This is a genomic window from Flavobacterium sp. IMCC34518, from assembly GCF_027111095.2.
GTDB classification, from domain to species: Bacteria; Bacteroidota; Bacteroidia; order Flavobacteriales; family Flavobacteriaceae; genus Flavobacterium; species Flavobacterium praedii.
This window is the reverse complement of sequence record NZ_CP114284.2, coordinates 153,213-169,029: the sequence shown is the minus strand read 5'-3', so window position 1 is coordinate 169,029 and position 15,817 is coordinate 153,213. Positions and strand designations below refer to the sequence as shown.

The window sequence follows — 15,817 nt, the reverse complement described above, 5'->3', positions numbered from 1 at the left end:
CCGTTACTGCTCTTAAATGGGTAGTAACGGTTTTTGGTTATAAATTTGAGTGATTATAGAATGTTATTGTATTTTTATTAAAAATAATGAAAAAAACATTTTTTTGATTTCAATATATTAAAAGCAATGTGTATCAGTATCCCCTTTTTTGAAAAGTACAACTATGGTTGCTTCAAAAATATGTTCTATTTTTGTAACTATATGCTAAGTTTATGAGAAATTTTATTTCTATTGCGATTGCTTTTGTTTTGTTAGCGTGTCAGAATGGTTCTGAAACACTTACTAAACTGTATAGTTTGCCCAAAAAATTAAAAGAGGTTTCTGGAATTGTCTATACACAAAAGGACAATTTATTCTGGACTTTGGAAGACAGTGGCAATGCCAATAAAATCTATGGATTGAATGTTGAGAATGGAGTAATTGAGAAAACGATAACCATAGAAAATACCCCAAATGTTGATTGGGAAGAAATCACAAAAGATTTAGAAGGGAATTTATATATTGGTGATTTTGGTAACAACAAAAATGTTCGAAAAGATTTATGTATTTATAAAATTGATAAAAAATCATTAAATCTGGAAAATGCCATTCCGGCTTATAAAATTTCATTTTCGTATCCCGAACAAAAAATGTTTCCGCCCAAAAAGACTGCCTTGTTCTTTGATGTCGAAGGTTTTTTTGAATATAAAAATAATTTTTATCTCTTCACCAAGAATCGAAGTAAAGGATTTGACGGCACCGTTTTGGTATATAAAATTCCAAATAAAGCAGGTTTCCATCAAGCTGTTTTAATGGGGACATTAAAAACCTGTGATAACTATAATCATTGTGCAGTTACGAGTGCTGCAATCAGCCCAGATGCTTCAAAAGTGGTTCTTTTGACCCATGATAAAATTGTACTCCTGGCAAATTTTAAAGAAGATAATTTTCTAAAAGGAAAACAGTCACTATTGAAATTAAATCATTTTTCGCAAAAAGAAGCGATCTGTTTTAAGAACAATGAAACATTGATTATTGCTGATGAAAAGACGAAAAAAGTAGGAGGAAATGTATATGAGGTGAGTCTTTCAACACTAAAATCCATACCCTAAACCAAAAGTGACTCTAGCACGATCATCAGTACTTTTGAAGTAGGTAATTCTTCCTGTTATTACATTGAGTCCATTAATCCATATTCCGCCTCCAACAGATTGATGCCATTTATTAGACTCTTCGCCATCGAGCCAAACTCTTCCATAATCAAAACCACCTAGAATTCCATAGGACATTGGTATGATACTTTTTTTGATTTTACCAATATTCCAGCGTAAATCTGTGCTTTGGTAGAAAGAGGCTTTTCCTAAGAATCGTTCATTTCTAAAACCTCTTAAATCATAGTCACCTCCTAATGTTGCACCTTGATAAAACTCGAAATTATTGTTGAATAGTACTTTTGATTTTAGAATAGTAGCCAAAACAAACTGACCACTAGCATCAATTTTATGATTGAAATTGATCTTTGCGTCTAAAGTTGGAAAATTTGTTTTTGCCTCTTTGATATTCATTTTCCAACTTCCTATCACTGAAAACCCAAATCCCATAGTGGGAAGAGAAGGAAGATCGTAATTTTCAAAACTATATTTGATTGCAGCTCCGACATACTGTTGATTATTAAATACATTTGGGTTTACAGCACCCGGAATATTGATGTACCGATCGGTAGTTTCTTCGACTTTTATTTTTTCGAAATGAGCTGCAATATTTATTTCACTTCCATAGCGTCCTACTTTTTTAATGGACGGAGATGCTTTTAACGTTCTCAAACGGACCCGATTGTAATCCATTCCATTAAGCTCATCATTATTTATGGTTTCATTTCCATAACCAAAATAATTAATGGTAAAGTTAGGACTCGTAAATTTTGATTCTAAATCGAAATCCCATTTGCCTAAAGTTTTTGGAAAATAGCCATTGTATATAAACTCATAACCACTGGTTGCAAATAAATAATTAGCTTTTAAAATGTGTTTTTGTGTGTATGGATATTGATTGAACTTGTTAACGGTGTAATTTGCAATAATTCCTAATTTTATACCATCATCTGGATTATACCCTCCAAAAGGGAATCCTGAAAAAGCATTGTATTTTACCTTTTCATAGTTGTAAAAATTAGGCTCGTAATCATCCGTCAAATAGGTTTTGGTTTTAGTGTCTAAAGTATAAGTGTTCGGCTTTGATTTAAAATCATAGATCTTTATTCTTTCTCCATTTTCAACAAAATAGGAATCCTTATTTTGTCCACCAATTAATCTAATTTTTATACCAGATTTTGAATCTCCTTTTACTTCAAATACGTCATCATCGTCTAAACCATAAACCCATATGTTTTTAGTTTTATCCGAAGTGAATTTTTTGGTATAAAGCAATTCATCACTTTCTTTTTTGAGTCTGTAAATTGCTATTTCGGTATTGTTTTTTGAGGTATGGGTAATTACAAATTTATCTTTTTTATCTGTTCCGACAATCAAAACCGTTTTTTGTAAAACTCGGTAATATTCTTTGGCATAATTTTGAAGTTTGGTTTTTCGTATTTTTAATTTACGTTTAATATCTTCAATGGTTTCATCTTGAACTTCTTTAGGTAAAGTTATAAAAGCGCCATCAATGTCAGCATCCGAAAGATGTTCTTGAATGTATTTGGCCTGTGTAATCCATTCTTTTTCATCAGCAGTTTTTAAAAAAGCAATATCCTGCGGATAGGGTTCACGGTTTAGCCATTTTACATTGCGGATATCTTTCTTAAAGCTTTGCATATGACGCAATGCTGGCATGTTCATTAAAAGCGATAACAATGCCCCATCATATTTGGTAAAGGCTTGATCTCTGTCTCTTGGAATAGGTTTGTAGACTATTTTCCCATCCTCTTTGTATTCACCCCAGCGCCATTGATCACTATGTCTGTCCCAATCGCCAATAAGCATATCAAATAATCGGGCTTTGATATAGGCAGGTTCATCGATGGTATATTTCTCATCTTTGCGTATGTTTTTCATTAGGTCATCCGTGCTGATAATGTCTAGTGGTTTACCCAAACTTTTGGCGTTTTTTTGATTGTCAGTCAGGTGTTCTTCCACTAGGTAGAGTTCGTCTCCAAAATTATAATTAAAGCCTTTTAAAACAGGTTGTTTTGGAATATAATACAAAAGCGGATTTGTATGTGCTACGCCAATTTTGTCGGCCAGATTTCCTACAGCCAGTGGGGTATAAGGATGCGAGGTTGTATAAAAATCAAATAAAAAGCCTTCGGCATAAGTGTCATCAAACTGATTTAAAACAAACTGATCTTTAAATACAACAGATTGTAGAAAACGAGAGGTACTTTTTTTGAGGGCACGCATTACGTATTCTTTCCCATTGGCATCTATCAACCGTAATGAGGTTGATTGGTGTCCACCACCTTGTCTTGTGGGTTTGACTCCTCCAAAAAGAGTGTCTAAAGTAGCTGTTTTTGCTTCAATTGGTAGGCTATAATATTTTCGATAATGCTGTCCAAAAAGGAATTTATGAAAAATACTTTTTTGGGTCATTTCAGTAGAATAAATGGATGTTCTAGTGGTTGCCGAAAACTTGGTTTGCAAATTGGTTGGAGCTACAGTATCTCGAACTTTTATAATGGTTTGTTCCAAAAGTAGTTTTTCTTGTTGGTCTTCATTGCCATAAAAGGCTACTTTAGTTTCACCATTTTTATAAAGCGTTAAGCTAACATATCCATTTCCTCCGTATGAAAAATCATTTGGGTTTATTGCTTTAGCGGCTTCTGATTTTGAACCAGCTCCACTAATAATTTGTCTAATATTGTTTTTGTACAGGTATTGTAAATTATGATCGTGACCGGAAACCACAATAACATTTCTTTGATTTTGCAAAAGTGTTTTCACCCGTTTTGTAAAATTGTTATATACTTTATTTTGTATATCCTGCGGATTGATACCAGATGTTTTTCGCACTAAATTGATAGCAGAACCAATAAAGGGAAGCGGAATCTTTTGTTCTAATGGGAAAAGTTCTTTTTCAAGTGCATATTGACCACCATGGGAGCCATTGGTCATTAAAGGGTGGTGCAAAGCAAGGATTACTGTTTTGTCTTGATTTTTATTTAATACACTTGCTAGTTCATCAAAAAAATGCTCTCGGGTTTTAATGTCGCAATTGTCATTTATAGTGGGATATTTGTCCCAATCCTCTAAAAACCATTGGCTGTCAATTGTAATTAATGTAATGTTTTTGTCTATTTTTAATTCTTCCAAGCCACAATTATTTTGAGGTAAAAAAGCTTTTTTATCATTGAGATAATTGGTTATAAATTTTGCCTGACGTTCTAAGCCCGAAATCCCGCTGTACCAATCATGATTTCCGGGGATAAAAATGGTTTTTCCTTTGAAATTTTTGGATAATTCAAGTTGATTTGTAAGTTTGGTTTCTGCCAAAGCTTGTTCAATTGGAAATTCATTTTGAGGAAATCCTTTGGGATAAATGTTATCACCTAGAAATAAAAGGGTACTTTTTTTATTAGAATTCTCTACTCTTTTTTGGAGTAAAGAAAATGTTTGCATTACTTTTTCTTTGTCAGCATTTCCAGCATCGCCAATTAAGAAAAAGGTATGGGCTATTTTTGATGAATCTGTCTCGTTTTGGATGTCATGATTTTCTATTTTTTTGCCATACTGTACATGATGCGTAGCACATGAATGAAGAGCCAATCCCAAAAGAATGGAGGTAAAATTGATTACTAAATATTTTTTTGGAAACAATTTCATGTTTGTACTTTAAATTAGTTGGTTTTGAGATTGCTTATTGGTCAAAGAAAAGCCTTCTCAGGCTAGTTCTATTTTATGTAAATCCAATAGTCATGCCTTTGTTTGATTGTACCCATTAACAACAGTTCGAAGGTTTAATTGTTCTAAATTTAGCGAAATATAGAGTTTCGTAATAATTCTTCAACGATATTAAGTAAAAGTAATTAAAGGTAATTGATTAATCAATCTTGCTTTTAAATAAAAAACCTTTAAAAGGGAAAAAAACAAAAATTATGCAAAGTTTTATTTATTCTAAAGTATAAAATGAATTTCAAAAAACAATTTCATAATTTAGACGTATAAAAATTAATGTATGACTCTTGTAAATCAGGTTCAGGATTTTGTTACCGATTTAATCAAAGGCAAACTATCCAGTGTATATACTTATCATAATTTGAATCACACAATTGGGGTAGTGAATGCCGTTACTGTTTTGTGTGATGAAGAAAAAGTGTCTCCTAAAGAAAAAGATATTTTACTCAATGCTGCTTGGTTTCACGATACAGGATATACAAAGAGTTGCGAAAATCATGAAGAATTTAGTGCCGAAATTGCAACCGATTTTTTAAAGGTAAATAATAAATCAGACGAGTACATCTCAAATGTTTCCAGTTTAATTAAAGCTACTAGTAAGGAATATATACCCCAAACACTTTTAGAAAAAATAATAAAGGATGCTGACTTTTATCATATCTTGAATGCGGATTATATTTTTGAATGTGAATGCTTGAGGCAAGAATGGGAGAAAGTTGGTAATAAAGTATTTAGTGATATGGAATGGGCCTTAGAAAATGAGTTTTTTTTATCAAAGGTTCATCAATTTTATACACCTTATGCGATAGAACATTGGCAACCATTAAAAGAAAAAAATATAAAACGACTTCGTAAAAAAATAAAAAAAATGAATGAAGAACTAGGTAAAGGCAATAAAAGAAAAGAGAAGGAAGATAAACCAGATCGCGGTATCGACACATTGTTTCGGGTTACTTTAGGGAATCATACCCGTTTAAGTGGCATTGCCGACAGTAAGGCAAATATTTTACTCTCCGTAAACGCTATTATTATTTCGATAGCGCTCTCTACCTTGATTCCTAAATTAGACAGTCCCAAAAATGTGCATTTGGTTGTTCCTACATTTATTATGTTGATGTCCAGTGTAATCACTATTATTTTTGCCATTCTTTCAACAAGACCAAAAGTAACCAAAGGGGTTTTTACAAAAAAAGATATTGAAGATAAAAAAGTGAATCTTCTTTTCTTTGGAAATTTTTACAAAATGCCTTTGACAGACTATCAATGGGCTATGAACGAGATGATGAAAGACAGGGAATATTTGTATAATTCTATGATAAAGGATTTGTATTATTTGGGAATAGTTTTGGAGAAAAAATACCGATTATTACGAATTGCCTATACTATTTTTATGATTGGAATCGTATTATCTGTAATTGCTTTTGTATTCGCTTTTAAAACAGTTGGTGCTTAATTTTGTTCATTTAATAAATCTTGATAGGTGTTGTTATGAGCAATACTTTCCAGATTGTTATTAATTACTTTTACCCTAAAGGCCCTTAAACCAGATACGCCTTGTAAATCTTCAATTTCAAATTGTTCAATGTTTGGTTCTAATAAGTTTTTGTATTGTAGGTATTTGATGTATTTCAAATATTCATTTTCTTCAGCATTGTGAGAATAAACAATCGTGATTTTTTCTTTTTGAGTAATTCGCTCTTTGGTGCCTTTTATATTGGCTTTGTCAATACGTTTTTTAACCACTTCATATCGGGCATTGTAGGTTCCATCAACATCAAATCGTTTTTCATCCATTCTAAATCGGATAGAAATAGGGGAACTAAACACCAGAATTAAAGAAGTCACATCCAATTGATATGGCAAAGTAGCTTTGAGTTGGTGATGTTCTATCTCCATTTCGCATAAAGTTTGTAGTTGCCACAATCTTAAATTATGCAAATAAAGGTTGTCAAATGGTTTTGTTGGGGCAATTGACGCTCCAATATATAAATTGTGTTCTACACCATCAGTTTTAAAGCGTTCGTAATAATGCGGATAGATAAGTTGAGCTTCAATTTGTTTTTTATCCAATATTGCAGCCAGCTTTTTGTTGATTATCGACATTGTATGATCAAATTTTTTCCTTGCATGATAGAACATTCCCGTTTTTTCGTCCAAACTTTCAAAATAGTTTTGTCTAACTATTTCACTCTCTATATCCATTTTAGTATTTCTTAGGATAGGATGAATTTCAGATTCAATATAATTCTGAATTTGTTGTTCTGTATCTGCTTTTAATGGTGATTCTAGTTCTTTATCAAAAGTTTGTAATTCGAATATACGTTGTTCTAGCAAAACGAAACTATCATTTGTTTTTTGACCTTCAAAAAGTTTTATTAAGGTAGTTAATTGGTTTTTTAAATCTTCTTTTACAGTTTGATTTCGATGTTCCGAGGAACCTTTAATGTCAATTTGTCCATAAAGAGGGTAGACATCTTTGAATATGATTTCTTTAAAAATATAATCTTTATTTGGGTTACTGGTTTGATAATATTTGAGTGCTTCTCGCCTAAATTTCCAGTATACACTTGAGTGTATGGCGGTATATTCTCTTTGAATAATGGCTTCGATATGATGTTGCATATCAGTTTTATAACGTTCAAGGGTGTCGATTAAATAAGGTAAAATCAAATCTAGATTTGTGGCATTTATAGTATTGAGCTCCTTTGGTTTTGCAGAAACCAATTCAATAATTCCGAGAATAGTATTGTTTTTTATTACAGGTGCAAAAATACAACTCTGAATATTTTGTAGTGCTAAATGCTGCGTAAGTCTTTCATTTCCGGGTATTTTAGAAAATTGTTGAACATCAGAGATTATTATTGGTTTTTTCTCTTCTAAAATAGTTTCTAATGAACAGCCATAAATAGTATTTTTACAATCCATTTCTTCGAGATTATTTAAGATAAAACTTTTCATCTCTTTCTCTTCATGTGGTGGATTTGTAAATTTTTCTTCTTCTTCGTTGTAAATGATAAATCCAATTCTTAAATCGGGAATTTTAAAAATAGATCTAAATATAGATTCAAAGCTGATACTCAATTTATTATGTGATTTCTCAGATTTTAAAAGATTACTTTTTAAGTTGGATATAGCATTTTCTCTTGTTACATCTATAAGGCTTACTATACCAAAACCTTTTAAAATCCAACTTTCATTCGGGAATAGCTCTTTCCATAAAGCGATATTATCATGGTTATTCATCAATAGATCAATATCGTCTTGGGAAAGTTCAGGTGCATTTTGGGTAGGTATAACTTCTATAAAATCAGCATTATACAAAATTTTATAATGCTCTATAATACCATGTGCGTTTGGAATATCATAAAATAAAGGAGTATAAAAGTCAAAATGCTGGCCATAATAAGCATTCAGAATTAATATGCAATTAAAGATATAAAATTGATCCTTGTCAAAATCACGTATCTCCATGTTGAATGTAATTCCTGCATGCTGAAGAATTTTTTTAAATCTTTCCGTAAAATTAAATGTTACATTCTGAAATGGAATGCTAATTGCTTTAATCTCATTGTGTGTTAATGCAGTCGGGAATAAGTCGGCAAGTAAATTGTGAATTAACTTTTCCTGTTGCTTAATCAAGTTTAAATCTTCAATTCCATCTCTAAACTCGGAGAAAGGTTCTATTTCTTTTAATAATGCTTTGGCATAATTAGAGCGGTAATCTACATCGGTTTGCGCAATTTCCTCTAAACTATCAATCAATTTATGAAATGAAATTAGGGTTTTGAACGGGCTCTCTGTAAATGTTTTATTACTCATAATCAATCATTAAATAGGATAGTAAAATTACAAATAAAGTGATTGTATTTTTCTTTTTTTTATTGTAATGATCTAGGGGTGATTTTTATTTCAAAATAAAGAGATCAAGAAAAGTGTTCTCAGTTTAAACAAGTAGTTTAAAAATAAAATTGGAAAAGAAACTTTTGTTTTTAGATTTCTAATTCAAATTATTTTAATCTAAATATTTTTCTCGCTTTATTGAAATCTAGTTCGATGGAATCCTTGTAAACTTTTTTTACCGTAATGCCTTCTGACTGCTCATTAAGTTTTAGTTTATACAGTTTTTTATCTATGTTTACTAATATTAATAATTCATCTTTCCGATCTTTAGAATTGATATAGCCATGGTAAGAAATAAGTGGCCAATTTAAAATTTCTACATGTTTAATTATTTCTGGTTTTAATTTCTTTTTTATAATAATGCTTTTAAAATGTGTATTTTGAACTAACGAAGCATTAATTATTCTACTTTCTTTGTTTAAAAAAGGATCCCTATTAATATGATTGATAGTAAAGGTGTCTTTATTTATCTGATTTATTTTTAAATTTGAATTGTAATTTTTTGTATGTTTTATTTTTTTATCTAAAAAAAAATATTGTTTTAGAGTTTTTGATGCCACTAAACCCCATACTGTCAAAACAATTAATATTAAAGCGACATTAATTTTCTTTTTCATTAGGATTATTGAGAATTATTTATTTTACTATAAATTTAAAAGGGGTACTATAGATGCTTATGTTTCCAGCCAAATCGGTTGCTTTAATTCTCCAATAATAACTTCCTAATGCTGTGAAAGCTTTATCAAAAGATGCTGTTGAAACGTCATTTTTTTGAACTATAGTTGTAAAATTAATATCGTTTGCGAATTCTATAGTGTACGTAATAGGTGATTGAATAGCACCTACATCGGCTAGGATTGACCAACTAAAATTAATTGTTTGGTTTGTTGTAAATGTTGCATTTTGTATGGGAAGAGTATTGCTAGGTTGATTGGGATTAGTTCTGTCAACCGAAAATGTACTTGTACTAAAAGGTGTTTCAGATGTTCCATTTACTCCTTTTATTTTCCATTTATATTTAGCTTCTGCACTTAAATTGGTGCTATTTATTATAAATGTTGGGTTCGTAATATTTGTTTCTTGAAAAACAATAGTTTCTCCATTGGTCACATTTAATAATTCAAAATCGTAATAATCTGCAATTGTAAGTGCTGCCCAATTACAGGTTAGAGTGCTACTTTTCGTACAATAATTATCTACTGGGTTTTTTAAAATTATTTGTTGCTTACTTAAATCGGTTGATTCGATGACAGAAAAATCACCTTGATGGGAATAGGAAGATTGATATGCGAAATTTTCTCCCCTTACTCTCCATTGGTATTCCCCAAGTGGGAGAGGATATGTTAAATTCGTTTTGGTTATTAATGAATCTAATACTTTTGTTTTATCAGTTTTAAAAATTTGTATTCGATATTTATCTGAGTCGGAAAGGTTATTCCATTTAAAAGTAACAACATTACTTTCAATCTCTTCATAATCTTTAGGGGATATAAGTTCTATCATATCATTTGTTATGTCTTTTTCCAATACATCATCACAAGAAAACAAAATTAATGCAATTGCTATTATTGAAACTCTATTTATTTTTTTCATAATTTTGAAATATAATTTTAAAATGTAAAAGATCTGTTTTGTTATTTTTTTTTGAGACATAGAAATGCATATTTACAATTCTTGAATCACTAAAATTTTTCTCAAAATCGTATCCTAATTGTAATAATTGATTTGTATTACCGGTAACATCCAGTTGATTTGTGATAATGGTATGGTTTTCATCTCGAAAAAGGTGTATCGGCTCTAATATATTAATTGACACTTTAGGATGTCTTTTTGCTGTAAAATTTACAATTTCTTGTTGTATTACCTCTTTTGACACTCCCTCTTTACCTATTAGCCTGTCTAAATAAGCCACCTCTTTAGCTAAATTGCTTGAATTATTCGCTTTTTTATTTACATCTTCAATTTTTTCTGATAAAGCATTATGCTCTTTTATTACTTGAATTAGTGTACTAAATGACCTTTTGTATGCCGTTATCGCAATTATAAAAGTCAAAAGGAGTAACGCTAGAAATTTTTTCTTAAAGGAATATTTTTCAAACATTTTTTATTGTGATTTTTATTTCAAATTGAGATTTATTTTTTTTATCTTTTTTCAAACTGATAATTTCAAAATTTGCTAACCAATTCATTTTTTTTAAACTTTCCATCCAAGTGTTTAATGAAGATTCACTAAAAGTTTCTCCTTTTACATTTATTGTGTTTGACTCAAAAATTAATTTTTGGTTTGATTTTGATTCCTTGGTTAGAGGAGTTATTTCTAAAACGGTTAATGAGACATCTTGCGGAACTATTTTAATGATTTCATAAGAATAGAAGGAAAGGAATTTTGAAGATGAGAACCCTGATTCTAACAGTATTTTCTCTTTATTTTCTTTTTGTTTTTCTAAATTTAATGTTTGCTGATAGTTTTTATCGGTATATATATTTTGAATATTCAGAGCTGTGTTTTTGGATGTATAATACTGAATTAAAAAGAAACTTATCAAAAGCGAAATTAAGAAACCAACTAGAATTGAGATTCCAAAATATTTAAAAGCTTTCTTGTATGTAATTTCGTCTGTATTTAAAGTCTCAATTTTTGTTTTTGAAATTTCTTTAGATTTTATAAAAAAATCGATTACTGTAGCATATAGAGGCAAGTATGTATTGGTGATTGTCTCGGTTCCAATGATGTAATTTTCTTTTTTTGTAGAATCAACTTGTTTTGCAAAGTTATATAGTTTTTCATTTTTGAATTCTAATAATAAATCATTAGAAACGATAGCTTCTTTTTTTATAGAATTAATCAATATTGCTGATATAAATGAACCCAAATAAATATCAATTATTTGAAAATTGTTCTTTTCAAATTTTGATATAGTGTCATTTATAATATTTTTTCTGCTAAAGCTGATAAAATCAATATTTAAACCTTTTAAGCTAGTGTGGTATATTGAGTTTAAATCAATGTTTTTATACCAACTTACATCTGCTTCATTATTGAAATCAATGGCTTTATTCAATACTCCCTTCCCATCAACCAACAAAAGCAACGGCAAATTTTGATCTACGTTTTTTTTAAGGTCCTCAAATTCTGTAAATGAAGCCATAGAAACAATCGTTACTTTATTTCCCTTTTTTTTAACTGTTAAGACATGATAAAACTCTTCATTTTCGTTTTTAATGAGTCCTATAACATGCAGTTCGTTAATTTTTATTATTTTGGATAAAATCGTAATCATTAATATACTACAGTTGGTTTGATAAATAAATGTAATTTTGATGTGCTTTTCCCCTTTTGTCGACTACTGAAAAACCATTTAATGATTGGTATTCTTGAAATTACAGGTGTTCCAGTTCCAGAATTTTCTTTTTTTAATTCATCTAGTCCTCCTAATAAAATCATTTCGTTATTTTTCACCCTAACAAGAGATTCAAATTTTTGCGTTGCTTTTCCTGGAGGAGCATCTTCACCAGCTCGAGCTAAAAAAGAACTTTTTTCGACAACAATAGTTAGAGTTACATTTTCATCTGTTGAGACAAAAGGCTTTATTGATAAACTTAGATTGGCGTCGGTCGATTTCCAAACACCAGAATTTAATACATCATTACCAATACTATTGTTTATAAGTCGATTAGTTTGTTCGAAATAATAACTGGTTTCGCCAATTGATAGTTTTGCCTCATGACCGCTTATAGTCGCAATTTTTGGTGTTGATTCTACATTAATAATAGAATTATTTTCGAGTAATTTCAAATTGGCATAAAATGACTCTGCAACTTTACCTAATTTAAAAATACCAAAACCATTAAAGGCGTCAATTAGACTATTTATGGATGATGAATTTACGACTACATCAGTGGTAGGGAATATTGTTCCGCTAGTAACTACTTTATTCAATTTGTCTATTCCAGCCTTCATACCAGTTTGAATAGAATACGATTTATTGTACTGGACAATAATAACCTCAATTTGAACCATAGGCACAACTTTATCTATCTGTTTTATGTATAATTTTAATTCATCAACGGTATTTTTTGATCCAGAAACTATTAATCCGTTCAATTCTGTAAATTCTTTTATTTCTAATTTATCGGAAAATACTTTTGGTAATGAACCGAGAACTAGTTCTATGGATCTATTTTCCATTTGTATTAGTTCCGTTACTCTTAAACCTTCAGTAATTTGTTCTCCAATTAAATAAAACGCTCCTTGTTTTTTGAATGTGTATTTTTTTCCTTCAAGAATTTGTTCTAAAAGATCATCAAATGTTATATTTTCTACAGAAAGCGTAATTTTTTCATTTTCTGGTTTGTTATAAAAAAAATAATTAATTTTTAGTTTCTCTGCAGATTCAGTTATTAAATCTGCTACGTCTGCTGCATATGCTTTAACAGTCAATAATCCATTTTTATTTATTAAAACATCATAATACCCTGGAAGTCCTACAGCAGCTTTTGGTTGCTTGGCTTTTAAATTTGAATTGTTACTAGTTGAATTTATGGATGATTCTACATTGTTTTTTTCGATATAATAAATTCCATCATCATCTTTTGTTACTATTAAATCATTTGATTTTGCAATCATTTGTATTACTTGGTCAAAAGGGCGATTTAGTATATAAGAGGAAACGGTTATGTTTCTGATCGTTGGAGCCAAAATCAAATTTTTACTTGTTTTGTCTATAATTGTTTTAATAACGGACGATAAAGTGTCATTTTCTAATTTAACAGATAAGAAATCATTTAGTGGATTGTAAGTAACATCAATTATTTTTGCTGATTTTTTTTGGACAATAACTTTTTCAATTCTTTTGTTGAAAATAATAATGTTATTTCTAAAAGTTACTTCGAGATCGTATTTTTGAACTAAATGTATAAAAACATCTTTAACTTTTACATCAAAAAAATTATTAGATACCATTTGAGTTAGACTCTGATCCACATCAACATTTAATTGATGATCTTCTGCGATAGTAGAAATAAAGTCATGGAGTGTAAGGCCATTTATATCTATTTTTATTGATTCGTCAAGCCCTTTATTCTGCGCTGACATTGCATCAAAATTTTTAACTAATTCATTTATATCTTGTTGCGCAATAATAGTATTTGTAAAAAATAAACCAATTAGAACGTAAATTATTTGTTTGAACATTTATATGTTTATTAAAATAGAATAAATTTCTTCTAGTGCTGTTTCTCCTTTTGATAAGATATCAAATGCCTTTTCAGACAATGATTTGTAATTATCGCTAGTGTTATATTGTTTTGATATTGTATTGTTTTTTATGGCTTCAACGATAGTATTTTCAATTGGTAAAACTTCATAAATAGCTGTTCGGCCTTTATAACCTGTATGATAGCATTTATTGCAACCTACAGCTTTATAGTAACTAGTAACTTCATAAGGAAATTGGAAATTACTTGGGAAATCACTTTTGTTGCACTTAACTTCTTTCTTGCAATCATTGCATAGCTTTCTTATCAATCGTTGTGCTACCGACAGGTTTAAAGTCTCTGCTATCAAATAAGATGGAACTCCCATGTCTATTAGTCTTGATATAGTTCCAATTGCTGAATTCGTATGAATGGTCGATAATACTAAATGTCCCGTTAAAGATGCTCTAATTGCCATCAATGCTGTTTCTGAATCTCGAATTTCTCCAAGCATAATGACATCTGGATCTTGTCGCAAAAACGATTTTAAAGCAGTTGAAAAAGTAAGTCCGATATCTTCTTTTAATTGAACCTGATTGATTCCTTTTAATGTATATTCAATTGGATCTTCTACTGTAACAATGTTTCTCTTGCTTTCATTGAGCAATCTAAGAGTAGCGTACAGGGTAGTTGTTTTTCCAGATCCAGTTGGGCCACTTATTAAAATAATTCCGTTCGGTTTTTTTACGGCTTCTAAATAGTTTTGTAATTCTTCTTGTTGAAGTCCAAGAGTATTCAAATCAATATTCGAAGCATCTTGTCCTAACAAACGCATAACTATTTTTTCGCCAAATAAAGTGGGTAAAATGGAGACCCTAATGTCAAATGAGTCATTAGTGATTCTTCCATCTTGTGGCAAACGTTTTTCGGTAATGTTAAGCTTAGCTTTTATCTTTACTTTGTTGACTAATTCCAGATAATTGTCTTTTTCAACTTTATATCGCTCGATTAACTGGCCATCAATTCTAAACCGAATTCTGGATGAATCTTCATAAATTTCAAAATGAATATCACTGCATTTTAGAGATTTTGCTTCTCCCAATAAATTTTCAAGGAAATCACCTTTGTCTACATTAATGGATTTACTTGAACTAGTAAGCCGTTCTTTGCGATAATAAATGGATAATGCTTTTTCAATTTCTGATGAATCAAATGAGATTAAGGATATGTTTTTTCCAATAAAAAGTTCTAATTCTTCTTTGGTATCCAGATTGTTATTCGATTCATCTATATAAAGTTCTAAACAAGAATCAGATACAGTTTTTGGCAATACTCTATACTGATTTGCTATGTCATTGGACAAAATATGCTGATTTTCCGGATGAACTATTATAGTCTGCATTATATTAAAGAGATTTTCGGGATGCTTAATAAACCATCCATTGCAAGAATTATGAATAAAAATAATGCCGAAAATCCTGCTAAAGGTACCGTATTGTGTTTCATTTTTTTTCTCAATGTAAATTGTAAACAAATGGCAAAAATCATTGAAAGTATAAAAAAGAGAACGTAGTTTTTAAGATTGAATAAAGGAGCAATGCTGATGTAAAATAACAAATCACCTAAACCAAAATAGTTCTCAAAAGGATTTAAAAAGCATTTGTTTTTTAAACTCATATAAAGGGTTAATATGCTTAGAGTTATTAGAAAAAAGCATAAGTTTAGAATCATGATTTTATTTGAAAGTTTATTTTCTTGTTTTATTATAAAATAGGATGACAAGAAAATCAGTATAGGCAAAACCACATGAATTGCTCTGTATTTCCAATCTTGAAAAAACAGAACAAGTAGAC

11 protein-coding genes are annotated in these 15,817 nt (G+C 30.0%); 2 read left to right on the top strand and 9 right to left on the bottom strand.

The genetic code is table 11. The features are described 5' to 3' along the window. Window positions 1-212: 212 nt before the first annotated feature. On the top strand, window positions 213-1,091 hold the full coding sequence (locus OZP06_RS00640; protein WP_269223205.1) for a hypothetical protein: 879 nt from the start codon (window positions 213-215) through the stop codon (window positions 1,089-1,091). On the opposite strand, the gene OZP06_RS00635 is transcribed toward OZP06_RS00640, so the two are convergent. Next, a complete protein-coding gene (locus OZP06_RS00635) occupies window positions 1,074-4,796 on the bottom strand; it encodes a metallophosphoesterase (RefSeq protein WP_281324092.1) in 3,723 nt (1,240 codons plus the stop codon). The two genes, OZP06_RS00640 and OZP06_RS00635, sit on opposite strands and share 18 nt — an antisense overlap. Before the next feature lie 352 nt (window positions 4,797-5,148). Between OZP06_RS00635 and OZP06_RS00630 the strand changes: the two genes are divergently transcribed. Further along, complete coding sequence (locus OZP06_RS00630; protein WP_281324091.1) at window positions 5,149-6,321, top strand: Pycsar system effector family protein; 1,173 nt, start codon at window positions 5,149-5,151, stop codon at window positions 6,319-6,321. On the opposite strand, the gene OZP06_RS00625 is transcribed toward OZP06_RS00630, so the two are convergent. The 8 genes from OZP06_RS00625 to OZP06_RS00590 all read right to left on the bottom strand — a co-directional run bounded on the left by OZP06_RS00625 (window position 6,318) and on the right by OZP06_RS00590 (window position 15,770). After that, window positions 6,318-8,687 carry a GAF domain-containing protein gene (locus tag OZP06_RS00625; RefSeq protein WP_269223203.1) on the bottom strand — a complete coding sequence of 790 codons (2,370 nt, stop codon included), beginning with the start codon at window positions 8,685-8,687 and terminating at the stop codon, window positions 6,318-6,320. The genes OZP06_RS00630 and OZP06_RS00625 overlap by 4 nt on opposite strands. A 188-nt stretch (window positions 8,688-8,875) precedes the next feature. Further along, on the bottom strand, window positions 8,876-9,385 hold the full coding sequence (locus tag OZP06_RS00620) for a hypothetical protein (protein WP_281239370.1): 510 nt from the start codon (window positions 9,383-9,385) through the stop codon (window positions 8,876-8,878). Window positions 9,386-9,404: 19 nt separating this feature from the next. Next, window positions 9,405-10,361 carry a hypothetical protein gene (locus tag OZP06_RS00615; RefSeq protein WP_269223201.1) on the bottom strand — a complete coding sequence of 319 codons (957 nt, stop codon included), beginning with the start codon at window positions 10,359-10,361 and terminating at the stop codon, window positions 9,405-9,407. After that, a complete protein-coding gene (locus tag OZP06_RS00610; RefSeq protein WP_281324090.1) occupies window positions 10,345-10,869 on the bottom strand; it encodes a hypothetical protein in 525 nt (174 codons plus the stop codon). Before OZP06_RS00610 ends, OZP06_RS00615 begins: the two co-directional genes overlap by 17 nt. Next, complete coding sequence (locus OZP06_RS00605) at window positions 10,862-12,049, bottom strand: PilN domain-containing protein (RefSeq protein ID WP_281324089.1); 1,188 nt, start codon at window positions 12,047-12,049, stop codon at window positions 10,862-10,864. Before OZP06_RS00605 ends, OZP06_RS00610 begins: the two co-directional genes overlap by 8 nt. Further along, window positions 12,049-13,962 (bottom strand): type II and III secretion system protein, encoded by a 1,914-nt coding sequence (locus tag OZP06_RS00600; RefSeq protein ID WP_281239374.1) that lies wholly within the window; start codon window positions 13,960-13,962, stop codon window positions 12,049-12,051. Before OZP06_RS00600 ends, OZP06_RS00605 begins: the two co-directional genes overlap by 1 nt. Next, the gene (locus OZP06_RS00595) at window positions 13,963-15,366 is read right to left on the bottom strand and encodes a GspE/PulE family protein (protein ID WP_269223195.1); all 1,404 of its coding nucleotides are present in this window, start codon (window positions 15,364-15,366) and stop codon (window positions 13,963-13,965) included. After that, window positions 15,366-15,770, bottom strand: a complete 405-nt coding sequence (locus tag OZP06_RS00590; protein ID WP_281324503.1) for a hypothetical protein — start codon at window positions 15,768-15,770, stop codon at window positions 15,366-15,368. Before OZP06_RS00590 ends, OZP06_RS00595 begins: the two co-directional genes overlap by 1 nt. Window positions 15,771-15,817 lie beyond the last annotated feature (47 nt).